25 protein-coding genes are annotated in these 23,659 nt (G+C 62.0%); 11 read left to right on the forward strand and 14 right to left on the reverse strand.

Features of this window, described 5'->3' with window-relative positions; genetic code table 11:
* Positions 1 to 3 precede the first annotated feature (3 nt).
* The 6 genes from ABE093_RS10615 to ABE093_RS10640 all read left to right on the forward strand — a co-directional run bounded on the left by ABE093_RS10615 (position 4) and on the right by ABE093_RS10640 (position 8,247).
* Positions 4 to 366 carry an ArsR/SmtB family transcription factor gene (locus tag ABE093_RS10615; protein ID WP_430760866.1) on the forward strand — a complete coding sequence of 121 codons (363 nt, stop codon included), beginning with the start codon at positions 4 to 6 and terminating at the stop codon, positions 364 to 366.
* The gene (locus tag ABE093_RS10620; RefSeq protein ID WP_430760867.1) at positions 344 to 841 is read left to right on the forward strand and encodes an SRPBCC family protein; all 498 of its coding nucleotides are present in this window, start codon (positions 344 to 346) and stop codon (positions 839 to 841) included. The genes ABE093_RS10615 and ABE093_RS10620 overlap by 23 nt, the downstream gene beginning before the upstream one ends.
* A gap of 340 nt (positions 842 to 1,181) precedes the next feature.
* Complete coding sequence (locus ABE093_RS10625) at positions 1,182 to 2,738, forward strand: type I restriction-modification system subunit M (RefSeq protein ID WP_430760868.1); 1,557 nt, start codon at positions 1,182 to 1,184, stop codon at positions 2,736 to 2,738.
* The gene (locus ABE093_RS10630) at positions 2,735 to 3,955 is read left to right on the forward strand and encodes a restriction endonuclease subunit S (protein WP_430760869.1); all 1,221 of its coding nucleotides are present in this window, start codon (positions 2,735 to 2,737) and stop codon (positions 3,953 to 3,955) included. The genes ABE093_RS10625 and ABE093_RS10630 overlap by 4 nt, the downstream gene beginning before the upstream one ends.
* A 1-nt stretch (position 3,956) precedes the next feature.
* On the forward strand, positions 3,957 to 5,153 hold the full coding sequence (locus ABE093_RS10635) for an AAA family ATPase (RefSeq protein ID WP_430760870.1): 1,197 nt from the start codon (positions 3,957 to 3,959) through the stop codon (positions 5,151 to 5,153).
* Positions 5,146 to 8,247 (forward strand): type I restriction endonuclease subunit R, encoded by a 3,102-nt coding sequence (locus ABE093_RS10640; protein ID WP_430760871.1) that lies wholly within the window; start codon positions 5,146 to 5,148, stop codon positions 8,245 to 8,247. The genes ABE093_RS10635 and ABE093_RS10640 overlap by 8 nt, the downstream gene beginning before the upstream one ends.
* A 213-nt stretch (positions 8,248 to 8,460) precedes the next feature.
* On the opposite strand, the gene ABE093_RS10645 is transcribed toward ABE093_RS10640, so the two are convergent.
* The 13 genes from ABE093_RS10645 to ABE093_RS10705 form a co-directional block, all read right to left on the reverse strand.
* Positions 8,461 to 9,651 (reverse strand): hypothetical protein, encoded by a 1,191-nt coding sequence (locus ABE093_RS10645; protein ID WP_430760872.1) that lies wholly within the window; start codon positions 9,649 to 9,651, stop codon positions 8,461 to 8,463.
* The gene (locus tag ABE093_RS10650; protein ID WP_430760873.1) at positions 9,648 to 10,217 is read right to left on the reverse strand and encodes an XAC2610-related protein; all 570 of its coding nucleotides are present in this window, start codon (positions 10,215 to 10,217) and stop codon (positions 9,648 to 9,650) included. Before ABE093_RS10650 ends, ABE093_RS10645 begins: the two co-directional genes overlap by 4 nt.
* Before the next feature lie 181 nt (positions 10,218 to 10,398).
* A complete protein-coding gene (gene rpmG, locus ABE093_RS10655; protein ID WP_057659899.1) occupies positions 10,399 to 10,563 on the reverse strand; it encodes a 50S ribosomal protein L33 in 165 nt (54 codons plus the stop codon).
* A gap of 14 nt (positions 10,564 to 10,577) precedes the next feature.
* On the reverse strand, positions 10,578 to 10,814 hold the full coding sequence (gene rpmB / locus ABE093_RS10660) for a 50S ribosomal protein L28 (protein ID WP_430760874.1): 237 nt from the start codon (positions 10,812 to 10,814) through the stop codon (positions 10,578 to 10,580).
* A gap of 201 nt (positions 10,815 to 11,015) precedes the next feature.
* Positions 11,016 to 12,170 carry a glutathionylspermidine synthase family protein gene (locus tag ABE093_RS10665; protein WP_430760875.1) on the reverse strand — a complete coding sequence of 385 codons (1,155 nt, stop codon included), beginning with the start codon at positions 12,168 to 12,170 and terminating at the stop codon, positions 11,016 to 11,018.
* Between the two features lie 3 nt (positions 12,171 to 12,173).
* Positions 12,174 to 12,713: a DUF1190 domain-containing protein gene (locus ABE093_RS10670; RefSeq protein ID WP_430760876.1), complete on the reverse strand. Its 540-nt coding sequence runs from the start codon at positions 12,711 to 12,713 to the stop codon at positions 12,174 to 12,176.
* 42 nt (positions 12,714 to 12,755) lie between these two features.
* Complete coding sequence (locus ABE093_RS10675; RefSeq protein ID WP_430760877.1) at positions 12,756 to 14,525, reverse strand: DUF885 domain-containing protein; 1,770 nt, start codon at positions 14,523 to 14,525, stop codon at positions 12,756 to 12,758.
* A gap of 50 nt (positions 14,526 to 14,575) precedes the next feature.
* Positions 14,576 to 14,899, reverse strand: a complete 324-nt coding sequence (locus tag ABE093_RS10680) for a lipid-A-disaccharide synthase N-terminal domain-containing protein (RefSeq protein WP_430760990.1) — start codon at positions 14,897 to 14,899, stop codon at positions 14,576 to 14,578.
* Positions 14,900 to 14,970: 71 nt separating this feature from the next.
* Positions 14,971 to 15,696, reverse strand: coding sequence for a glycosyltransferase family 2 protein (locus ABE093_RS10685; protein ID WP_430760878.1), 726 nt, complete (start codon positions 15,694 to 15,696; stop codon positions 14,971 to 14,973).
* Positions 15,693 to 16,604, reverse strand: a complete 912-nt coding sequence (locus ABE093_RS10690) for a ParB/RepB/Spo0J family partition protein (protein WP_430760879.1) — start codon at positions 16,602 to 16,604, stop codon at positions 15,693 to 15,695. The genes ABE093_RS10685 and ABE093_RS10690 overlap by 4 nt, the downstream gene beginning before the upstream one ends.
* Positions 16,601 to 17,392 carry a ParA family protein gene (locus ABE093_RS10695; RefSeq protein WP_430760880.1) on the reverse strand — a complete coding sequence of 264 codons (792 nt, stop codon included), beginning with the start codon at positions 17,390 to 17,392 and terminating at the stop codon, positions 16,601 to 16,603. The genes ABE093_RS10690 and ABE093_RS10695 overlap by 4 nt, the downstream gene beginning before the upstream one ends.
* A gap of 32 nt (positions 17,393 to 17,424) precedes the next feature.
* A complete protein-coding gene (gene rsmG, locus ABE093_RS10700) occupies positions 17,425 to 18,063 on the reverse strand; it encodes a 16S rRNA (guanine(527)-N(7))-methyltransferase RsmG (RefSeq protein WP_430760881.1) in 639 nt (212 codons plus the stop codon).
* Between the two features lie 7 nt (positions 18,064 to 18,070).
* Entirely contained in the window at positions 18,071 to 18,640 is a 570-nt protein-coding gene (locus ABE093_RS10705; RefSeq protein WP_430760882.1) for a 4'-phosphopantetheinyl transferase family protein, read from the reverse strand.
* Between the two features lie 23 nt (positions 18,641 to 18,663).
* Between ABE093_RS10705 and ABE093_RS10710 the strand changes: the two genes are divergently transcribed.
* Both ABE093_RS10710 and ABE093_RS10715 read left to right on the forward strand, forming a co-directional pair.
* The gene (locus ABE093_RS10710; protein WP_430760883.1) at positions 18,664 to 20,034 is read left to right on the forward strand and encodes an AMP-binding protein; all 1,371 of its coding nucleotides are present in this window, start codon (positions 18,664 to 18,666) and stop codon (positions 20,032 to 20,034) included.
* Between the two features lie 116 nt (positions 20,035 to 20,150).
* On the forward strand, positions 20,151 to 20,426 hold the full coding sequence (locus ABE093_RS10715; RefSeq protein ID WP_430760884.1) for a GlsB/YeaQ/YmgE family stress response membrane protein: 276 nt from the start codon (positions 20,151 to 20,153) through the stop codon (positions 20,424 to 20,426).
* Here the strand turns inward: ABE093_RS10715 and xth are convergent, their stop codons facing one another.
* Positions 20,427 to 21,200 carry an exodeoxyribonuclease III gene (xth, locus tag ABE093_RS10720; RefSeq protein ID WP_430760885.1) on the reverse strand — a complete coding sequence of 258 codons (774 nt, stop codon included), beginning with the start codon at positions 21,198 to 21,200 and terminating at the stop codon, positions 20,427 to 20,429.
* A gap of 87 nt (positions 21,201 to 21,287) precedes the next feature.
* Here xth and ABE093_RS10725 point away from each other — a divergent pair, with 87 nt between their 5' ends.
* From ABE093_RS10725 to ABE093_RS10735, 3 genes are read left to right on the forward strand one after another with little or no spacing between them, the layout of a single operon-like run.
* A complete protein-coding gene (locus ABE093_RS10725) occupies positions 21,288 to 22,025 on the forward strand; it encodes a DNA-formamidopyrimidine glycosylase family protein (RefSeq protein ID WP_430760886.1) in 738 nt (245 codons plus the stop codon).
* 50 nt (positions 22,026 to 22,075) lie between these two features.
* Positions 22,076 to 23,095, forward strand: coding sequence for a low-specificity L-threonine aldolase (ltaE, locus tag ABE093_RS10730; protein WP_430760887.1), 1,020 nt, complete (start codon positions 22,076 to 22,078; stop codon positions 23,093 to 23,095).
* A complete protein-coding gene (locus ABE093_RS10735; protein WP_430760888.1) occupies positions 23,092 to 23,643 on the forward strand; it encodes a gamma carbonic anhydrase family protein in 552 nt (183 codons plus the stop codon). The genes ltaE and ABE093_RS10735 overlap by 4 nt, the downstream gene beginning before the upstream one ends.
* The last annotated feature ends 16 nt before the right edge of the window (positions 23,644 to 23,659 follow it).

The following is a 23,659-nucleotide window of genomic DNA, read 5'->3' on the forward strand; positions in this document are numbered from 1 at the left end:
CATATGGTTCAGTATCAAGCCCGCCTCGACACGACGTTCGCCGCGCTTTCCGATGTCACCCGACGCGGCGTGCTGGAGCAACTCGCTGGTTCGGACGCTTCCATCACCGACCTCGCCGAGCGGTTCCACATGACCCTCACCGGCATGAAAAAACACATCAACGTCCTGGAGCAGGCGGGGCTTGTGGCCACGGAGAAGGTCGGACGCGTACGAACCTGCAAGCTTGGGCCACGCCGGATGGAGGAAGAGGCGGCGTGGATCGAGCGCCATCGCCAGCTGTGGGATGCGCGCTTCGACGCGCTGGACACGATCGTCGACCAATTGAAACGCAAGGAGAAGGCAAATGCCCAACGCAAGCGCAAGTAGTCAAGACGCCGCCCGCCGCACCGTGGTGGAACGCATGTCCGATCTCGAGTTCATGGTCACGCGAACGTTTGATGCTCCCGTGCATATTGTTTTCGAGGCGTGGAGCAAACCCGAGTTGTTCCAGTGCTGGTGGGTTCCAAAATCGGTGGGAATGAAGCTGGTCTCGTGCGAAATGGATGTCCGTACTGGCGGTAGCTATCGCTTCGTGTTCAGCCATCCGGCCTTCGACCAGCCGATGGCGTTCTTCGGGACGTACAAGGAAGTCACGCCGAACAGGCGCATCGTCTGGTCCAACGACGAAAGCGACCAGGGGGCCGTGACCACGGTGACGTTTGAGGAAAATGCCGGCAAGACGCTGGTGACCTACCACGAGCTTTATCCGACGAAGGAAGCGTTGGAAGAAGCGCTTGCGGGATCCGCGGAAGGCCTGCCCGAACAGTTCGCGCAGTTGGATGCGTTGCTTGCGAGTGGGTAGTGATAGTGAAGTTGGAGGGGCTGGGGACGATTGCGGCTGCTTTCGACCCAAAGCGGACGTTAGGTGTCTTCAATGGCACAAGCGGGTCTACATTAAGGATCTGGTTCCGGTCGGTCTCCGCGAGCTTTCGGATCTGGGGCTGACTTGGAGCCAAACCTTGAATATCTTTGTACTGTGGTGTCCCGCACACCCCCGAGGGAGTGGATCGGTCTCTGTGGAGGGCGGCAATCGCCATCGGCATAGATCCAGCCTGTCCGGGGGTGCACTTAGCAACCTTTCCGGCCAGAATTCACGGGTCGGGCCTGATATCGGGCCAATTATTACTTTAGCAGGAACACAGATGACCAGCACCCAACAACGCGCCGCCCTGCAACGCCAGATCTGGGCCATCGCCAATGACGTGCGCGGCGCCGTGGACGGCTGGGATTTCAAGCAGTACGTGCTAGGCACCCTGTTTTACCGCTTTATCAGCGAGAACTTCGCCAGCTATATCGAAGCCGGCGATGACAGCATCCGCTACGCCGAGCTGCCCGATAGCGTCATCACCCCTGAGATTAAAGATGACGCCATCAAGACCAAGGGCTACTTCATCTACCCCAGCCAGCTGTTCGCCAATGTAGCCGCCAAGGCGCATAGCAACGAGAAGCTAAACACCGACCTCGCTGCCATCTTTGGCGCCATCGAAGCCTCCGCCAACGGCTACCCCTCCGAGCACGACATCAAGGGCCTGTTCGCCGACTTCGACACCACCAGCAACCGCCTGGGCAATACCGTCAAGGACAAGAACGCCCGCCTGGCTGCCGTGCTCAAAGGCGTGGCCGGGCTGGACTTCGGCCACTTCGACGCCGCCCATATCGACCTGTTCGGCGATGCCTACGAGTTCCTCATTTCCAACTACGCCGCCAATGCCGGCAAGTCCGGCGGCGAGTTCTTCACCCCGCAGCATGTGTCCAGGCTGATCGCCCGGCTGGCCATGCACAAGCAGACCAGCGTCAACAAGATCTACGACCCCGCCTGCGGCTCCGGCTCGCTGCTGCTGCAGGCCAAGAAGCATTTTGACGCCCATGTCATCGAAGACGGGTTCTTCGGCCAGGAGATCAACCACACCACCTACAACCTGGCGCGGATGAACATGTTCTTGCACAACATCAACTACGACAAGTTCAACATTCAGCTGGGCAACACCCTGATCGACCCGCACTTCGGAGGCGACAAGCCCTTCGACGCCATCGTCTCCAACCCACCCTATTCGGTGAAGTGGATCGGCAGCGACGACCCCACCCTGATCAACGACGACCGCTTCGCTCCGGCCGGCGTGCTGGCGCCCAAGTCCAAGGCCGACTTCGCCTTCGTGTTGCACGCGCTTTCCTACCTCTCCAGCAAGGGTCGCGCCGCCATTGTCTGCTTCCCCGGCATCTTCTACCGCGGCGGCGCCGAGCAGAAGATCCGGCAGTACCTGGTCGACAACAACTACGTGGAAGCGGTGATCGCGCTGGCGCCCAACCTGTTCTACGGCACCACCATCGCCGTCAACATCCTGGTGCTGGCCAAGAACAAGCCCGACACCCGCACCCAGTTCATCGACGCTAGCGGCCTGTTCAAGAAGGAAACCAACAACAACGTGCTGCTGGACAAGCACATCGAGCAGATCATGACCGTGTTCGACAGCAAGGCCGACGTGGACCACTTCGCCCGCCTGGTGCCACTGGAGCGCATCGCCGGCAACGACTACAACCTGTCGGTCTCCAGCTATGTCGAAGCCGAGGACACCCGCGAGGTGGTGGACATCGCCGCGCTCAATGTCGAGCTGAAGACCACCGTCGCCCGCATCGACCAGCTGCGCCGCGAGATCGACGCCATCGTCGCCGAGATCGAGGGCGCGGAGTCGGAGGCATGAGCGGGACGAACTATCTGGACGGGCTTCTGGATGGGTTGGCGGTGGAGTGGACAGTACTGGGCGATGAGCGATTTATTGAAGTGGCGAATGCCGCAAGGAAGCCAGTAAAAGCTTCGCTACGAGCCGCCGGAGAAACTCCCTATTACGGCGCGAACAACATCCAAGATTACGTCGATGGCTACACACATGACGGCGATTATGTACTGATCGCAGAGGATGGCTCGGCCAGTCTAGAAAACTACTCAATTCAATACGCAACTGGAAAATTCTGGGCAAATAATCATGTGCACGTTGTGCGCGGCAAAAAGGGACTGAACACCAAGTTTCTGTACCACTATTTGCGCATCGTTGATTTCATTCCGTTCTTGCCAAACAAGGATAGAGCGAAGTTGACGAAAGGAGAGATGATAAAAATCCCCCTTCCCATCCCCTGCCCAGACAATCCTCAAAAATCGCTGGCCATCCAGGCCGAAATCGTCCGCACCCTGGACGTCTTCACCGAGCTGACCGCCGAGCTGACCGCCGAGCTGACCGCCGAGCTGACCGCCCGCAAAAAGCAATACCAGCACTATCGCGACCAGTTGCTGCGGTTTGAAGACGGGGAAGTGGAGTGGCAGACGTTGGGGAAGATTGCGGAGGTTCGCAGCGGATGGGGCTTCCCCAATGCCTATCAAGGCCACAACGAAGGTCAATATCCCTTTTACAAGGTCAGTGACATGAACATCGTTGGGAATGAAACAACGATGCACAAGGCGAATAACTACGTTGATGCAGAGGCGATCAAGAACCTTGGGGTAAAACCGGCACCCGTAGGAACTGTAATATTTCCCAAAATTGGCGCAGCCGTCGCGACAAACAAGAAGCGCCTCCTCTCAATGCCATCCGCATACGACAACAACGTCATGGGCGTAATTCCAGGGAAGGAGATTATCGAACGCTTCCTCTTTTATTGGATGCAAACGATCGACCTGAGCTCGGTGGCGAATGATTCCGGTGCCGTGCCATCGATTAGAAAGAGCGAAATGGAAGCGGTACGCATCCCCGTCCCGTCGCGCGCCGAACAAGCCCGCATCGTCGCCATCCTTGACAAGCTTGACACGCTGACCCATTCGATCAGCGAAGTCCTGCCCCGTGAGATCTCGCTGCGCCAGCAGCAGCACGCCTACTACCGCGACCGGCTGCTGAGCTTCCCCAAGCCGGACGAAATGGCGGGCTGACATGGGCAAGAAGACACTGACCGAGATCGCCCAGCAGCTGAAAGACACCGACAAGAAGGTGCAGCTGATCTATGCCTTTAACGGCTCGGGGAAGACACGCCTTTCCCGAGAGTTCAAGCAGCTGATTGCACCTAAGACCGATGGCAATGGCGGCGACGCGGCGGATCAATCGGAGCTGTCGCGCCACAAGATCCTCTACTACAACGCCCTTACCGAAGACCTGTTCTATTGGGATAACGACCTAGAGCTGGACGCCGAGCCGAAGCTGCGGATCCAGTCAAACTCCTTCACGGATTGGGTACTGAAGGATCAAGGCCAGGACCAGAACATCATCACGACGTTTCAGCGCTATACCAGCGACAAGCTGACCCCGCGGTTCAACGAAGAGCGCAAGGACGACAGTACAGGGGAAGTTGTTGCTAAAGCCTTCTCGGAGGTCACCTTTTCTCTTGAGCGCGGTGATGACGAGCACATCGGAAACCTCAAGATCTCCAAGGGTGAAGAGAGCAGCTTTATCTGGAGCATCTTCTACACGCTGCTTGAGCAGGTGATTGGCATTCTGAACGTGCCAGAACCCGGCGACCGAGAAACCGACGAGTTCGATCAGTTGGGATATGTGTTCATCGACGACCCGGTCAGCTCGCTGGACGACAATCATCTGATCGAACTGGCTGTCAATCTCGCGGGACTGATCAAGAGCAGCGAGTCCCGCAGCCTCAAGTTTGTCATCACCACCCACAGCCCTCTGTTCTACAACGTGCTCCACAACGAACTTGGCCTGAGTGCTAATGGCAAGAAGGAGGGTTGTTACCTTCTGGAGCGCCTCGAGGACGGCACCTTCCACCTCAATGTCAAATACGGTGACTCCAACCGGAGCTTCTCCTACCACCTGCATCTAAGGAAGGCTCTCGAGCAGGCCATCGCGGCCGACCAGGTCGAGCGCTACCACTTCACCCTGCTGCGCAACCTGTACGAGAAGACCGCCAGCTTCCTCGGATATCAGCAGTGGTCGGAACTTCTACCCGATGACCGACAGACCTATTTCAACCGCGTCATCCAGTACACCAGCCATAGCACCCTCTCCAGCGAGTCGGTCACCGAGCCCACACCGCCGGAAAAGCAGACGGTTAAATTCCTGCTTGATCACCTGATCAACACCTACGGCTACCTCCAGCACCAGGACGTTCCGAATGGCTGATTACCTGACGCCCATTGCCGAATCCAACCACTTCATCGTCCTGGACAAGTACACCCGCGAATGGAAGGTCGCGGAGAGCTACCAGAGCGAGGACTCCCTTGAGCGCGAGTTCATCCAGGACCTGGTCGCCCAGGGCTATGAGTTCCTGACCGGTCTGAACACCCCGGAGGCTCTGCTCGCCAATGTGCGCGTGCAGCTGCAGGCGCTCAACGCGGTGCAGTTCTCAGACGGCGAGTGGCTGCGCTTCGTAGAGACCTACCTGGACAAGCCGAGCGACGGCATCGTCGAGAAGACCCGCAAGATTCACGACGACTACATCCACGACTTCGTGTTCGATGACGGACACATCCAGAACATCTACCTGTTGGACAAGAAGAGCATCGCTCGCAACAAGGTGCAGGTGATCAAGCAGTTCGAGCAGACCGGCAGCCACGCCAACCGCTACGATGTGACGGTGCTGGTCAACGGCCTGCCGCTGGTCCAGGTGGAACTGAAAAAGCGTGGCGTGGCGATCCGTGAGGCCTTCAACCAGCTCCACCGCTACAGCAAGGAAAGCTTCAACAGCGAACAGTCGCTGTACAAGTACCTTCAGCTGTTCGTGATCTCCAACGGCACAGACACCCGCTATTTCGCCAATACGACGAAGCGTGACAAGAACAGCTTCGACTTCACCATGAACTGGGCCAAAGCGGACAACGGCCTGATCAAGGACTTGAAGGACTTCACCGCGACCTTCTTCCAAAAACACACCCTGCTCAACGTTCTACTGCATTACTCGGTGTTCGACGTCAGCAACACCCTGCTGGTGATGCGGCCCTACCAGATCGCCGCCACCGAACGCATCTTGTGGAAGATCAAAAGCGCCCATGAAGCCAAGAGCTGGAGCAAACCGGAAGGCGGCGGCTATATCTGGCACACCACGGGCAGCGGCAAGACCCTGACCAGCTTCAAGGCAGCGCGACTGGCCACCGAGCTGGACTTCATCGACAAGGTGTTCTTCGTGGTGGACCGCAAGGATCTGGACTACCAGACCATGAAGGAATACCAACGCTTCTCGCCGGACAGTGTGAACGGCTCGGACAGCACCGCCGGCCTCAAGCGCAACCTGGACAAGGACGACAACAAGATCGTTGTCACCACCATTCAGAAGCTCAACAACTTGATGAAGAGCGAGGGCGACCTGCCCATCTACCAGAAGCCGGTCGTCTTCATTTTCGACGAGTGCCATCGCAGCCAGTTTGGCGAGGCACAGAGGAACCTGAAGAAGAAATTCAAGAAGTTCTATCAGTTCGGCTTCACTGGCACCCCAATCTTCCCGCAGAACGCGCTGGGCGCCGACACCACCGCGAGCGTGTTCGGCCGTGAACTGCACTCCTACGTGATCACCGATGCCATCCGTGACGAGAAGGTGCTCAAGTTCAAGGTCGACTACAACGATGTGCGCCCGCAGTTCAAGGCTATCGAAAGCGAGCAGGACGAGAAGAAGCTCAGCGCAGCCGAGAACAAGCAGGCCCTACTGCACCCCGACCGCATCCGCGAGATTACGCAGTACATCCTGAAGCACTTCCGCCAGAAAACCCACCGCTTGCAGGCCGGAGGCAAGGGCTTCAATGCCATGTTCGCGGTGAGCAGCGTTGACGCTGCAAAGCTGTATTACGAGGCGTTCAAGACCCTACAGAAGGAAAGCGATAGGCCGTTGAGGGTGGCGACTATTTTCTCGTTCGCCGCCAACGAGGAGCAGGACGCCATCGGCGAGATTCAGGACGAAAGCTTCGATGTGTCGGCCATGAACAGCAGCGCCAAGGAGTTCCTGAGCGCGGCTATTGCCGACTACAACGCGCTGTTCAAGACCAATTTCAGCGTTGACAGCAACGGCTTCCAGAACTACTACCGCGACTTGGCGAAGCAGGTGAAGGCCAAGGAGGTCGACCTTCTGATCGTGGTGGGCATGTTCCTGACCGGGTTTGATGCGCCCACGCTCAACACTTTGTTCGTGGACAAGAACCTGCGCTACCACGGCTTGATCCAGGCGTATTCGCGCACCAACCGCATTTTTGACGCCACCAAGACCTTCGGCAACGTCGTCACCTTCCGCGATCTGGAACAGGCAACCATCGACGCCATCACCCTGTTCGGCGACAAGAACACCAAAAACGTGGTGCTGGAGAAGAGCTACAAGGAGTACATGGAAGGCTTCACCGATGTGGTGACCGGCGAGGCGCGGCGTGGCTTCATGGAAGTGGTGCGGGAGCTGGAGCAGCGTTTCCCCGACCCCGTCGCCATTGAAAAGGAAGCGGACAAGAAGGCCTTTGCCAAGCTGTTTGGCGAATACCTGCGCGTGGAGAATGTGCTGCAGAACTACGATGAATTTGCCAGCCTAAAAGCCTTGCAAGACGTTGACCTGAGTGACTCGGCGGCGGTCGAAGCCTTCAAGGCCATGCATTATTTGAATGACGAGGATCTGGCTGCGCTGCAGGCGATCAAGCTGCCAGCGGAGCGGAAGATCCAGGACTACCGTTCGACCTATAACGACATTCGCGACTGGCTGCGCCGGGAACAAGCTGCCGCCGAGAAGGAACAATCCACCATCGACTGGGATGATGTGGTCTTTGAGGTCGACCTGCTCAAGTCACAGGAGATCAACCTCGATTACATCCTGGAGCTGATCTTCGAGCACAACAAGAAGGTCCGGAGCAAGGCCGATCTGGTGGACGAAGTGCGTCGGGTGATCCGCGCTAGCTTGGGTAACCGCGCCAAGGAGAGCCTGCTGGTGGATTTCATCAACCAGACCGATCTTGATGGGATTGGCAACAAGGCCAACGTGATCGAGGCCTTCTTCACCTTCGCGCAGGCGGAACAGCAGCGCGAGGCGCAGGAGCTGATCACCGCCGAAGGCCTGAATGCCGAGGCGGCCCGGCGCTACATTGCCAACTCCCTCAAGCGGGAATTTGCCAGCGAAAACGGCACCGAGCTCAATGCCATTCTGCCGAAGATGAGCCCGCTAAACCCGCAGTACCTAAACAAGAAACAAAGCGTATTCCAGAGAATCACGGCCTTTGTTGAAAAGTTCAAAGGCATTGGTGGCCAGATCTAACTTGTAGATGCGGAAAGTCCGCTTGAGCGTAAACCCAACCCCGGCTGCTACCGCGAAAGAATGGATTCGAGGTGGCGTAGGGATTCAATCAAGAGTCTGCTCTTGGCCGATTTCCGCCACTGTCCTCACGCCAATCAGACTAAGTGCAATCAGTTTGCGCAGGTGCCAAATTGGTCGTTATGCACTAAAGCTCTGTTCTCGCCAACTTTCTCGCTACGACATTGACATGGTCTGACTCTGGCTTTGCTGTTGTTGCTGGAAAGCCAGATTTTGCTGCTGTTGTTGCTGATTGACTTGCTCAATCTGTTGCGCAGCCTCGGCGGCATCGTGCTGGTGCCCTTCAACCATTGTTTTGCTATGCGCATAGCCGGCAGTATGGTTGCTCGTAATGAAAAGAGCCCCGTTGTGAAGTGCGATCTTCTCAATGCTCTGGGCATTGGTGAGTCCCGCTTGCTTCAGATCGGCTGTAGCCTGGAGCGCCACATCATCCGAAACGCCATGAGGCGCGTCGCTCCGGATACGGTCATAGATCGAACGATCCTTGGGCTCGAGAGCCGCAACGACGGCATCTGCGGAGATATCTGTACCTGCCTGATAGACATGTCCAGCTCGACTGGAATCTTGTCCTGGTTGCGCCTGCTGCAACTCTGGCCGCTGGCGAATATGGTCCAGATACTCAAGCTCATTGCGAGAGCGTTCCGGAAACGCGGGGTCGTGGACGGTGTGTTGCAAACGCGCCTTGAGCTGGTCTTCGGTGATCGATCCCCGCCAATAGTCGCCAATCGCCTGGGCAGAATGGACTGCCTTTCCGCTGGCGCCTTGATAAACCATGGAATAAACGGCTGCGCGTTGTTCTTCGGACAGAGCTTCCTGAGGGCATTTCGCCTTGTGCAGGGCAGCGTTGACACGAGTCTCGAATTCCGGCGCAACTCGATTGAAGAGATCGAGAGATTGCTGATGCGTCAGGTTCAACTGCATCGGGCTTTGTGGACTGGTCAATACATCCCAGGAATATGAAACGCCGCTGGGACTGTTGTGGCGGGTGTTTATCATCGGGCCCAACACCGAAGACGACTCTCGACCGAAGTCCGAATCGAGGAAATCCCGAAGCGTGTTGTGCCGCTCATCGACATGACGATTCTGGACGGCAAGCTGTCGATCCAACAAACCGTTCAACTGCTGTCGCTGTTGCATGCTCAGATTCAGAACATCTCCAAGCGCGTTGATGTGCTGGGAATTCAATTCCCAGGATCGATCGCTCTGGCGTGCTGTCATGGCGACGCCGAGGCCGGCCGTTGGAATTCCAAGCACGTCCAGGTACATGTTCTGGACATTGGCCTCGTTGCGATCAACAAGTTGCAGCCGCAATGCTTCGTAACGCTGTTGATCGAAGGGCTGGGTCATTGTGCTTGACTTCCCTTTGCAGCCCACTTTCCACCAAGCCAGCAATAACGATCATTTGAGTAACTCATGTTGTCGTTATTCCTGTAGGTGCGGACGATGCATCCCTTTGGTTCGATACGCACCTCGGCGTCATGATCGAAATCGTCGCTTTCCACAAATTTCCTTGTGGCGGGATCAAACAGGTAGATGGCATTGGACGATAGTGCGCTGGCTCCGATGCTTGGGCCCAGTGCAATCATGTCGGGCAGGCCGTCGCCATTGATGTCAACGAGTTTGACCCAGCCTGTTTCAGGCGTGCCGTTTGGTGCGAGAACGTCCTCGATGACCTGGATCTCTTTGCCCTGGGCATCTGCAACATGGATCAGATAGGTTTGATCCTGCCCAGGCGTCACTGACAGCTTCCATGGCGAAGGGGTGGAAATCGCCTTGGCGGCTTCGGGGACATTTGCTGGCTGTCCTCCCGGTTTCAATGCGGCCGAAGCCTCTGGGCCACCGGGTGCGGCAGAGGAAGCTTGTTGGCAGCCCGGAAGGGACAAGAACAGGACAAGCGCGAGAAAGATCTTCATGTCGAAAAAGTATGACGGGCTTCTCAAAAATGCAATCGGCTTTTCTTAACGGTGCAGCACTCCGACAAATAGGAAGGTCACGCATTTCTCGGCCGAAGTCGTGATTCCAGATTTGTATCGCCCAAAAAGAAAACCCCGCTTCGCAGCGGGGTTTCTCGTATCGCATCAACAAGCGGAAGGCTTACTTGATCTTGCCTTCCTTGTAGATCACGTGCTTGCGGACGACGGGATCGTACTTCTTGATCTCCATCTTGCCGGGCGTGTTCTTCTTGTTCTTGTCGGTGGTGTAGAAGTGGCCGGTGTTGGCCGAGGAGATCAGGCGGATCTTGTCGCGCTTGGTTGCCATGGTGTTTTAACTCCTCAGACCTTTTCGCCGCGTGCGCGCATTTCGGCGAGCACGGCGTCGATGCCGTTCTTGTCGATGGTGCGCAGGGCCTTGGTGGAAAGACGCAGCTTCACCCAACGGTTTTCCGAAGCGACCCAGAAGCGGCGCTCGTGCAGGTTGGGGAGGAAACGGCGGCGGGTTTTGTTCATCGCGTGCGAGACGTTGTTACCCGTCGTCGTACGCTTGCCGGTGACTTGGCAGACTCGTGACATTGCGCACCTCATGGTGTCGGTGTTGCCCTCCGTAGCCCGGAAGGTGGCGGCCCCGGCGAATTGCTTCGCCACACGATGCGGGGGTGCTGCAGGCGGCCGGGATCGTGTTGCCGGGACCGCAAGCCCGGAGTCCGGACGCAGCGAGCCGGAAATTATGCGGGAAACCGGGCCCAGGGGCAAGCCCGGGGTGCCGAGTGGGCCTCAGCCCAGGATCGCGTGGGGCAGGAAGCGGGCGCCGTTGCCGGTGACCAGGGTGCTGTCCTCGCGGATGCCAATGCCCACCGCCTCGTCGCCGACCACCCAGCTGCCGACCAGCGGATAGCGCCCGCCGAAGGCCGTCAGCGGGCGGGCGGCCTGGAGGATGGCCAGCCCGGAATCGTAGGGGCCGTCGGTATCGATGCGGTTGCCGGCGCCCAGCGCCAGGGTGATGTTGGCGCCTTCGCGCGAGAACAGCGGCTTGCGCACCCAGCCGGTCTCGACCCGTTCGCCGCGTTCGGCGAAGCGCGATTCCAGCAGGTTGGGATGGCCGCGATGGCGCTCCCACAGCAGCGGCAGCACGCCCTTGTTGCTCAGCACCGCCTTCCACGGCGGTTCGATCAGGCGCATGGTATCGCCCAGCAGGTTGGCGCCGAAACTGTCGCGGAACATGTCCTCGAGCGGATAGAGCTTGAACAGGGTGTCGATGATGCGGTCGTCGAGATCGGTGAAGCAGCCGTCGCCGGTGACGCCGATGTCGTCGACGGCGATGCCTTCGGTGGAAACGCCCGCCTGTTCGGCGCAATCGCGCAGGTAGAGCACGGTCGCTTCGTCTTCCGGCGCGTCGGGGAAGGATGCGAAGTGCACCAGCTTTTGCGCGGCGATGGCGGCGAAGCGTTCCTGCAGAGCTTCCTGGATGCGATTGAACTGGTCGGCGTCGCCGGGGAGCTGGCGCACGCGCTTGAGGTCTTCCAGCCACGTCCACTGGAAGTAGCCGGCCTCGAACAGGCTGGTCGGCGTGTCGTAATTCAGTTCGAACAGTTTTGCCGGGCCGCTGCCGTCATAGGCGAAATCCATGCGTCCGTAGAGATGCGGGTCGCGGCGTTCCCAGGAGCGCTTGATCCAGTCCCAGTAGGCGGGCGCGATGCCGAGTTTCGCCAGCAGTTCGGCCGAACGCACGACCTCGTCGACCAGCGCGATCGCCATCTCGTGCAGCTCGTTGGTCGGCGCTTCGATGTCGTCTTCGATTTCGTGCAGGGTGAAGGCGTAGTACGCCGATTCGTCCCAATACGGTTCGCCATCGATGGTGTGGAAAGTGAAGCCGTCGCGCTCCGCCTGCGCGCGCCAGTCGGCACGCTCTTTCGCATCGAGGCGTTGCATCGCTCAGCTGCCGAACGAGGCGTGCGCGGATCCGGTGCCGCCAAAGCCGCCACGTGCCACCGTGGTGCCGCGCGCGACCGATGCCGCGCGTCCCGCTTCGCCGCTGACGAAGCCGCTGCGCGTGCCCGCCGATTCGCCATCGGCCTTGAAGAAGTCGCCGCTGTTGCGATCGCGGTAGAGCGGCGAGCCGCCCGCGAATCCGCTCCGGCCATTCATTGCCGAACTGGCGAGATAGCCGATCAGGAAGCCGCTCATCGGCGGCATGAAGCTGGAATGGCCGCGTTCGTCGGTGCGCGCGGTGCAGTTGCCGAACTGGGCGTCGCAGTCGCTCTTGTCCTCGAACTTCGGCGCGGTGGCGTCGTGCTTGGCCAGCGCCTGCCCGTAGGCGGCGGAGCATTCCTGGTAGGTGCCGGCCTTGGCCTGCACGCATTCGTCGATCGATTGCGCGATCGCGCCGGTCGGCGCGCTGTCGCTGCAGCTGGCCAGCGCCAGCGGCAATGTCGCCGTCATCAGCGTCAGGCGGATATGCGTTGAACGTTTCATCGGTGCGTTTCCCTCATCCCGATGCCAATGATGCCTGATCCGTCATTTTCCGCGCTTGATCGGACGCGCTTTCACCTTGGCGATCCAGTCGCGCACCTGCAGCTCCAGCACCGGCATCGGCACCGAACCCTGCGCCAGCACCGTGTCGTGGAATTCGCGGACGTCGAACTTCGGCCCGAGCGCGGCTTCGGCTTCGCCGCGCAGGCGACGGATCGTCAGTTCGCCGAGCTTGTAGCTCAGCGCCTGGCCCGGCCACGAGATGTAGCGATCGACTTCGGTGGTGATCTCGTGCTCGGACAAGGCGGTGTTGTCGCGCAGGTAGGCCAGCGCCTGGTCGCGCGTCCAGCCCTTGTGGTGCACGCCGGTATCGATCACCAGCCGGCAGGCGCGCCACATGGCATAGGTCAGGCGTCCGAAATCCTCGTACGGCGTCTGGTAGATCCCCATCTCCTTGCCGAGGTATTCCGAATACAAGCCCCAGCCTTCGCCGTAGGCCGAGATGTATTCCTTGCGGAACTCGGGCACTTCGCCCATCTCCTGCACCAGCGCGCCCTGAAGCGAATGCCCGGGCGACGATTCGTGCAGCGTGAGTGCCGGCAGGTTGTAGAGCGGGCGCGATGGCAGGTCGTAGGTGTTGAGCCAGTAGGTGCCGACGCCGCCGCGACCGGCGGTCCAGAACGGCGCGATGTCGGCGGGCACCGGCACGATGGTGAAGCGTCCGCGCGGCAGCTTGCCGATCACCTTGCCGATTTCACCGTCGACGCGCTTGGAAATCCACGCGGCGTCGTTCAGCAGTTCCTGCGGCGTCTTCGCGTAGAACCGCGGATCGCTGCGCAGGAAATGCAGGAAGGCCTTGTAAGTGTCTTGTCCGGGCGGTGCCTTGAAGCCGACTTCCTTGATGATCGCGTCCATCTCGGCGCGAATCGACGCGACTTCCTTCAGCCCGATCGCGTGGATCTCGTCCGGCGACAGGTCGAGCGTGGTGTATTTGCGGATCTGTTCGCGATACCAGGCCTGGCCGTCGGGCATCGCTTCGGCGGCCAGCGTGGTGCGCGCCTTCGGCAGGTATTCGCTGCGGAAGAACACCAGCAGCTTGCCAAACGCGGGAATCACCGCATCGCGGATCGCGGCCTTGGCATCGGCGCGCAGCTGCGCCTGTTCACCGGCGGAAATCGTCGAGGGCAGCTTCTTCAGCGGATCGTAGAAATTCGACTGTTCGGGATCCTTGAGGTCGGCCACCATCGCGATCGACTGGTCGCGGCCATCCAGGGTGGCGCGCGGCACGCTGAACCCGCGCGCCAGTCCTGCACGCATGTTGTCGATCTGCTGGTCGAAGTAGTGCGGCACATCGCGCAGCAGGCCGATGTAGTTGCGCACGTCCTGGGCATTGCGCAGGGGTTTGCGCGTCAGGAAGCCGAGTCCCGACCAGAACTGGCTGTCTGCGTTGAACGGCATCTCGTAGTCGCGGAAACGCTCTTCCGCCGCGTAGTGCTCGATCTGCGGCTTGTAGACGAGATAGTTGACGCGCTCGGTGGGAGAGAGTTGCTGCGGATCGATCGTCGCCAGCTGTTTCAGCACGTCGTCCCAGTAGGCGAGTCGCTGGGCTTGCGCCTGCGGCGAAACATCGGGCAGGTGCGCCGACATGTTGTCGCTGACGCTGTCCTCGTCGAGGTCGCTGCTGTCCAGGTGCTTGCGCCATTCGCCTTCGCGCTGCCAGATCGCCTTGAAGCGGGCATCGGCGTCATTGGCCGTCGTCGATTGCGCGTTCGCGAAGGCAGGCGCCAGCAACAGGGCAAGCAGGAGATGTTTCACGGGCGGATCCGGCAGGTGCAATCGCCGGATCCTACACCGTCAGCGCCGCATCAATGCGTATTGCGATCGCGCTTCCAGCCGCGGTGGCGGATGTCGAGGTAGAGGCTGTAGGTCGCGGTGAACGCCGGGAACAGGTTGCCGAGGATGCCGACGGCGTCGTTCTTGCCGAATACGAAATAACTGAGCGTCATCAGGCTGCCGATGATGCTCATGTACCAGAACAGGCGTGGGATCACCGGTTTGCCGTGGCGCTTGCTGGCGATGAACTGCACCAGCCAGCGGCCGCCGAACATCAGGGTGCCGACGATGCCGATGATCTTCCACGGACTCATGTGGATGCCGGTCCACTCCAGCCACTTGATCGGCGTATCCATCACGCCCTTGGGCGCGGACTGCACGGCGTCGGCAACGGCCTGGGTGGCCTGCAACAACAGCATCGAAGACATCAGATTTCCTCGGTGCGGGTACGACGGCTGCGGTCGATCAGCCAGGACACGCCGCGGAGATCGCGCACGCCGACCATGGCGCGGCCGAAGTTGGTGTACTTGGACGAACCGCTGGCGCGATGGCGATGGTTCACCGGCACGCTGATGGTCTTCCAGCCGGCGCGTTGCATCAGCGCGGGCAGGTAGCGGTGCATGTGGTCGAAATAGGGCAGGTCGAGGAAGGCGTCGCGATCAAACAGCTTGATGCCGCAGCCGGTATCCGGCGTCGAATCGCGCAGCATCCGCGAACGGATCGCATTGGCCCACTTCGATGCCCAGCGCTTGCTGCCGGTGTCCTGGCGATTGACGCGCCAGCCGGCGAACATCCGGGTGTCGCTGTCGGCCTTGTCGCGTTCGGCGAGCAGCTTCGGGATGTCGGCGGGATCGTTCTGGGCATCGCCGTCGAGCGTGGCGATCCACGGTGCGCGCGCGGCCTTGACGCCATTGCGCACCGCGGTGCTTTGGCCGGCGTTGGCGAGATGGCGCACCACCCGCAGTTCCGGCACTTCGGCCTTGAGTCGCTGTAGCACCGCCAGCGTGCCGTCCTTGGACTGGTCGTCGACGTAGACGATCTCGAACGGGATTTTCCCGCGCAGGGCCGCGAGGATCTCGCGGATCAACGGTTCGACGTTGTCCTGCTCGTTGTAGACGGGCACGACGACCGAGAGTTGCGGTTGTTCGCTCATTTGCGCAGTCGCTCCAGGATGCCGTCGAGCGCGTCGAGGCTGCCGTATTCGATCATCAGTTTGCCGCGACCCTTGGCCGACTGCTTGACCGTCACCCGGCTGCCCAACGAGTCGGACAGTTCGCGCTCCAGCGCGGCGACATTGGCATCGGCCAGCGCGGCCTTCGCGCCGCGCTTGGGGCCGTCGGAAGGCAGCTTGCCGGCGGTGTATTGCTGGGCCTTGTGTTCGACTTCGCGCACCGACCAGCCGTGCTGCGCGGCTTCCGACGCCAGCCGCGACGCCAGTTCCGGCGACAGCGTGAGCAGTGCACGGGCGTGGCCCATTTCCAATTGGCGCGATTCCAGCAAGGCGCGGATCGCCGGCGGCAGGTCGAGCAGGCGCAGCAGGTTGGAGACGCTGGCGCGCGAACGGCCGACCGCTTCCGCGGCGAGGGCGTGCGTCAGGTCGAATTCGTCGATCAGGCGTTGCAGCGCCTGCGCTTCTTCCAGAGGATTGAGATCTTCGCGCTGGATGTTCTCGATCAGCGCCATCGCGATCGCGGTGCGATCGTCGAGTTCGCGGATCACCACCGGCACCACGTCGAGCCCGGCGCGTTGCGAGGCACGCCAGCGGCGTTCGCCGGCGACGATTTCGTATTTGTCCTTGGCGATGGCGCGGACGACGATCGGCTGGATCACGCCCTGGGCACGGATCGAGTTGGCCAGTTCGTCCAGCGCTTCCTCGCGCATCTGCTGGCGCGGCTGGTACTTGCCGGTCTGCAACTGGCCGACGGGCAGGTGGTCGAGGCGATCGCCCGGCTGCGGCTGTTCGACATCGACTTTTGCAACGGGCGCGTCGGTGTTGCCGAGCAGGGCGGTGAGTCCGCGGCCGAGCCCGCGCTTCTTGGCTGGCGTCTTTGCGGCGCTCATGCGGTTTCCTTGATGCGTGTCTTGCGGGCGTGGTCGCGACGGACGATTTCGCCGGCCAGACCGAGATAGGCGATGCCGCCGCGCGAGGCGCGGTCGTAGCGGAGGATGCTCTGGCCGTGGCTGGGCGCTTCGGCCAGGCGCACGTTGCGCGGCACCACGGTGTTGAGGATGACGTCGCCGAAATGTGCGACCAGATCGGCCGAGACGGCGTTGCCGAGGTTGTTGCGGACGTCGTACATGGTGCGCACGATGCCTTCGATCTGCAGCGCCGGGTTGAGCTTGGCCTTGAGCGCGTTGATGGTTTCGATCAGCGAACTCAGGCCTTCCAGCGCGTAGTACTCGCATTGCATCGGCACCAGCACGCCGTCGGCGGCGGTCAGCGCGTTGAGCGTGAGCAGCGACAGCGCCGGCGGGCAATCGATGATGATGTAGTCGTAGCGGTCGCGGACGCTGTCGAGCGCGCGCTTGAGGCGCTGCTCGCGGCCCTGTTCGTCCATCAGTTCGAGCTCGGCCGCCGTCAGGTCGGTGTTGCCCGGCATCAGGTCGTAGCCTTCCTCGCTCTTCACGATGGCCTCTTCGGCCCGCATCTCTTCCAGCAGCACGTCGCAGGTCGAGGCCTCGATGCCGCGCTTGTCGATGCCGCTGCCCATGGTCGCGTTGCCTTGGGCATCGAGATCGACCAGGAGCACGCGCTGCGGCATCTGCGCGAGCGCCGCGGCGAGGTTGACGGCGGTGGTCGTCTTGCCGACTCCGCCTTTCTGGTTGGCGACTGCAATGATGCGGGCCATTGGCTGCTGGGCTTAACTGGTTCGACCGGACATTATGCCCGGCCCACGACGACCAGTTCGCGACGGGCGTCGAGGCCGGGGACGCGCAGCGGATGGACGTCACGGATCGCCCAGCCGGCCGGCAGTTCGCGGCCTTCCTCGTCGGTGGTGCCGGATTTCATCGCCAAGAGGACGCCATCGGGCGCCAGCAGATGGCCGCCGACTTCCAGGATGCCGGCCAGCGTGGCCAGGGCGCGGGCGGTGATCTGGCGATAGACGCCGGGTTCGGCCACCGCTTCGGCGCGGCTTTCCAGCACGCGGGCGTTGGCGATGCCGAGGCTGCGCACCGCCTCGCGCAGAAAGCGTGCCTTCTTGCCGTTGCTCTCGACCAGGGTGACCTGGACGTCGGGACGGGCCAATGCGAGCGGAATGCCGGGCAGGCCGGGACCGGTGCCGAGGTCGGCCAGTGCACCAGGCTGCAGCGCGCCATGCATCGCCAGCGAATCGAGCAGGTGCAGGGTGACCATCTTGGCGGGATCGCGCACTGCGGTGAGGTTGTAGGTGCGGTTCCAGCGCGCCAGCAGGGCGAGGTAGTCGAGCAGCGGCGCCGACAACGCCGGATCGAGCGCGAGTTCGGTGAGTCCGCTTTCCAGCGTCGGGCGCAGCACGGCGATTTCTGGGGGCAACGTCATGGCGTCATTATCGCGGCCGCCACGCCAGCGCGGCCAGATAGCCCGGGGCCGGGCTCCATTCGCGCAGATGCCACAGCGATGCATCGCCCAGTTCGGGGTCGGCGCGATCAAGCTGCAGCACGCCATCGGCCTCCACGAACTGCAGGCGATCGAGCCCGAAGCTCAGGCCGCGGCCATGCGCTTTCAGTACGGCTTCCTTGGCGCACCACAGGCGATGGAAGGCGCGATCGCGCATGGCGGCATCGGCCTGCGACTCCAGCCACTTCTGTTCCTGGGTGGTGAAATAGCGGTGGGCGATCTGCGCCACCCTGCGCCGGCCATGCGGAAATTCCAGGTCGACGCCCAGCATCACCTCGGATCCGAAGGCCAGCAGCAACCCATCGCCGCTGTGCGTCCAGTTGATGTCGTGATCGTGCAGGGTGCCGAGCAGATGCGGACGGTCCTGCGCATCGCGGACCAGTGGCAGGTCCGCCGCGGCGATGCCGGTGCGCGCCGCCAGCCACTCGCGCACCTGCGCCTCGGCGCGGCGATCGTGGTCGCGCGGTATCCAGACGGTCTCGGGCAGGGCGATAGTCATGTGTGCAGCGTAAAGTAAGCGCCATGGGGAACGAAGACCGACAACCGCAGGCGGGGGCCGAGAGGCGTCCGTTATTGGATGGATCGCGCGAGCAGCCGGTGCTGTTCGCGCCCGATGGCATGCCGCTGTCGCGCGGCGAATTCCTGGCGCGCGTGCGCGCGGTCGCAGCGGTACTCCCGCAGGCGACCCACGTCATCAACCTGTGCGAACGCCGCGATGCCTTCATCATCGGGCTATGCGCCGCCGCCAGCCGTGGCCAGGTCACGCTGCTGCCGCCCTCGCGCGCGGAAGACGTGGTGGCGGAAGTGCAGTCGCGCCATCCCGGCAGTTACCGGATGGGCGATGCCGCCGCCAATGGCTCGGTCGACGTGCATGTCGATCCCGCGCTGACGGGCATCGATGGCGACGAACCGTTGATCGATCCGGAATCGGTGTTCGTCATCGGCTTCACCTCGGGCAGCACCGGCGCGCCGATGGCCTATCCGAAGACATTCGCCGGATTCCGCATCAGCACCGCGCAGAACGTCGCCGCGCTCGACGGCTTGCTCGACCGCGACGAACAATTCAGCGTCGTCGCGACCGTGCCGCCGCAGCACATGTACGGCATGGAGCTGTCGGTGCTGTTGCCGCTGGTCGGGCCCGCCGCGGTGCATGCCGGGCGTCCGTTCTTCCCGCAGGACATCGCCGCCGCCCTGGCGCAGGTGCCTTCGCCGCGCCTGCTGGTGACCACGCCATTGCATTTGCGCGCGCTGGTGGAATCCGGGGTCGAATTGCCGGAGTTGAAGGTGATCGTGACCGCGACCGCACCGTTGCCGCAGGAACTGGCGGCAGCGGCGGAAACCCGTTACGGCTGCGAAGTGCGCGAGATGTTCGGTTCCACCGAAACCTGCGTGATCGCGCGCCGGCGCACCGCGCGCGAAAGCGATTGGACCTTGCTGCCGGGCGTGGAGCTGCAGCCGCAGGCGGAAGGCACGCTGGTGCTGCGCGAATCGCTGCCGCAGCCAGTGCTGCTCGCCGACCTGGTCGAACTCGATGGCCGCCGCTTCGCGTTGCGTGGCCGCAGCGCCGATCTCTTGGAAATCGCCGGCAAGCGGGCGTCGCTGGCCGATCTCACCCGGCGATTGCAGCAGGTGCCCGGCGTGCGCGACGGCGTGATGGTGCAGGCTGCGCCGGATGCCCAGGGGGTGCGGCGCCTGATCGCGATCGTTGCCGCGGAGAACGGCGTGGGCGACGAAGACATCCTTGCCGTGCTGCGCCGCTCCAGCGATCCGGTCTTCCTGCCGCGACGCATCCTCCGCGTCGATGCCTTGCCGCGCAACGAAACCGGAAAGCTTCCGCGCGCCGAGGTCGACGCCATCGTCGAACGCGATGCAAAGGCGCGTTCATCGCGCTGAATCGCACCGAATTCAGCGCATTCAGCCGCGCTGAACAAATCCGTCACGAGCGATCCCCAACACTGGGCGGGCACGCAAGGTTGCGTCGCACATTACCCCTATTGGAGAAACGGGCCATGCTTGGTTGGATCATCTATCTCGTTGTCGGCGGCATCATTGGCTGGTTGGCCAGCATCATCATGCGTCGCGACGCCCAGCAGGGCATCGTGATGAACATCATCGTCGGTATCGTCGGTTCGCTGCTCGGTGGCTGGCTCGGCGGCATGATCACCGGCCATGGCGGCAATGCCGCGAGCGGTCAGTTCGACATGGGCAGCCTGCTGTGGTCGTTGATCGGCGCGGTGGTGCTCTCCGCGATCGTCAATCTGTTGACGCGTGGCCGCACCCGCTGATCAGACGTTGAGTTCGACCCAGGCTGGCGTATGGTCGCTGGGTCGTTCCCAGGTGCGCGGTTCGACATCGATGCCGGCCGCGTTCACCTTGTCCTTTAATGCATCCGACACCAGCAACAGGTCGATGCGCAGGCCCCAGCCGCGCTGGAACGCCGCGAGCCGGTAATCCCACCAGCTGAACTGCTTTTCTGCGTCGGGATGGAGCAGGCGCAGGCTGTCATGCAGTCCGAGCGATTCCAGCGACGCCAGCATGTCGCGTTCCGGTACCGAACACAGGATCTTGTCCTTCCAGCGCTTGGGATCGTGGACGTCGAGGTCGGCGGGCGCGATGTTGAAATCGCCCATGACCACCAAATTGGGATGACGCGTCAGCTCGTCCTTCAGCCATGCGTGCACGGCGGTGAGCCAGCGCATCTTGTATTCGAATTTCTCGCTGCCGACCGCTTCGCCGTTGACGACATAGAGATCGACAATGCGCACGCCATTGATGGTCGCGGCGATCGCGCGCTGCTGCGGATCGTCGAGTCCGGGGACGCCGCGCTGCACGTCGGCGATTTCATGCGCGCGTGAAAGCAGGGCAACGCCGTTGTAGGTCTTCTGCCCGGAGAACACGCAGCCATACCCGTCGCTCGCCAGCGCTTCATGCGGGAAGCGTGCGTCCTCGAGCTTGGTTTCCTGCAGGCCGACCACGTCGGGCTTGAAGTCCTGCAACCAGCGCTGCAGGTGCGGCAGGCGCACGTTGAGGGAATTGACGTTCCAGCTGGCGATTTTCATGCGGGATCCTGGCCTGTGCGCCGGTATGAAAGCCATGGTACGTCACGGCATGCACATTCGCCTCACCAACGCTGGCGACAATGGGGCATGCCTGAAGGTCCTTCCATCGTGCTGTTGCGGGAGGCTGCACAGCAATACGTCGGCCGCCGCGTGCTGGAAGTGGAGGGGAACAGCAAGCAGCCGATCGTGAGGCTGCGCAATCGCGTACTGAAAGAGGTCCGCAGTTGGGGCAAACACTTCCTGCTCGATTTCGGAACGTTCTGGGTGCGTATCCATTTCGGGCTCTTCGGCAGCTGGCGGATCAACGAGGCATCGGAGCGGGCGCCGCGTTTGCGCTTGCAATTCAGTCGCGGCGACTTCCTGGCGTTTTACGCATGCTCGGTGCAGATTTTCGAAGGCAGCGTCGAAGCGCATTACGACTGGAGCGCCGATGTAATGAACCCGCACTGGGATGCCAAGGCGGCGCGCGCAAAGCTGCGGCGCCAGCCGGAAGTCCTGGTCGCCGATGCCCTGCTGGACCAGGCCGTGTTTTCAGGTGTCGGCAACATCATCAAGAACGAGGTCCTGCATCGCATCCGGGTGCATCCGGAAAGCCGTGTCGGGGCGTTGCCGCCACGCAAGCTCGCCGAAATGGTCGAGCAGGCGCGCGTCTACAGTTTCGACTTTCTCGACTGGAAGCGCGATCACGTGTTGCGCCAGCACTGGCAGGTACATGCCAAGACGGTCTGTCCGCGCGACGGCACGCGCCTCACCTATCGCAAGCATCTGGGAAAACGCCAGCGACGCGCCTTCTGGTGCGATACCTGCCAGCGGTTGTACGGCTGAGGTCGTGGTCCGTATCAAGCCAGCCAGCCTCAAACTGGCATCATGTCGCCATGGACATCATCGACCTGCGCAGCGACACCGTCACCCAGCCCACGCCCGCCATGCGCGACGCAATGGCGCGCGCGGAGGTCGGCGACGACGTCTACGGTGAAGATCCCACGGTGAATGCGCTGCAGGAACGCCTGGCCGCCGATCTCGGCTTCGAAGCGGGACTGTGGTGCCCGACCGGAACGCAGGCCAACCTGGTCGGGATGCTGGCGCATTGCCAGCGTGGGGACGAATACATCGTCGGGATGGACGCGCATACCTATAAGTACGAAGGCGGCGGTGCGGCGGTGCTGGGCTCGGTGCAGCCACAGCCGATTCCACAGGCCGCGGACGGCAGCCTGCCGCTGGCCGACGTGGAACGTGCGATCAAGCCGATCGATCCGCATTTCGCGCGGACCAAACTGGTCTGCCTCGAGAACACCTGGATGGGCCGGACCTTGCCGCAGGACTATCCGGCGGCGATGCGCGCGCTATGCGATCGCCATGGCTTGAAACTGCACCTCGACGGCGCGCGCCTGTTCAATGCCGCGGTCGCGGGCTGCGTCGCGCCGAAGCAACTGGTCGCGCCGTTCGACAGCGTATCGGTCTGTCTGTCGAAGGGCCTGGGTGCGCCGGCGGGATCGGTGCTGCTGGGATCGCGCGAACTGATCGACGGGGCGCGGCGCTGGCGCAAGATGGTCGGTGGCGGCTTGCGCCAGGCCGGTGTCCTCGCTGCGGCGGGCCTGCATGCACTCGATCACCACGTCGCGCAGCTGGCTGACGACCATGCCCGCGCCAAGCGTCTTGCCGACGGCCTGCGCGACCTGCCGGGACTCGCGGTGAACGCGCAGCACACCAACATGGTCTTCATCGACGTCCCGGTCGCGCGCCTCGATGCCCTGAAGCAGGCGCTCGCCGCCGCCGGCATCCGCATGTCGATCGGCTACACGCCGAGCATCCGCATGGTGGTCCATCGCGACATCGACGATGCCGGGATCGATCGCACCATCGACACACTGCGCACATTCGGAGCCACTGCATGAACACCGTTCGCCCCTATCTCGACCAGATGCCGAAACTCGGCGAGCGCGTCTTCATCGACGAGTCCGCGCGCGTGATCGGCGACGTGGTGCTGGGCGACGACGTGTCGGTGTGGCCGTTGGCGGTGGTGCGCGGCGACGTCAACTTCATCCGCATCGGCGATCGCACCAACGTCCAGGACGGCACGGTGATCCACGTCAGTCACGATGGCCCGCACGCCAAGCTCGGCGGATTCGCCACCGTGATCGGCAGCGACGTCACCATCGGCCACAAGGCGATTGTCCATGCCTGCAAGGTCGAGGACGCCTGCCTGATCGGCATGGGTTCGTGCGTGCTCGATGGCGCGGTGATCCAGAAGCACGGCTTCCTCGGCGCGGGTGCATTGCTGGCGCCGGGCAAGGTGATGGGGCCGGGCGAGATGTGGCTGGGCAGTCCGGCGAAGTTCGTGCGCAAGCTGTCGGACGCGGAGATCGAGGCGCTGTTCTACTCGGCCGGCCACTACGTCAAGTTGAAGGATGAATACCTGACCGGCCAGCCGCGCGCGCGTTGATCGCCATAGTCATGCA

This window comes from Solilutibacter silvestris (assembly GCF_050574925.1).
Classification (GTDB): Bacteria; Pseudomonadota; Gammaproteobacteria; order Xanthomonadales; family Xanthomonadaceae; genus Solilutibacter; species Solilutibacter silvestris_A.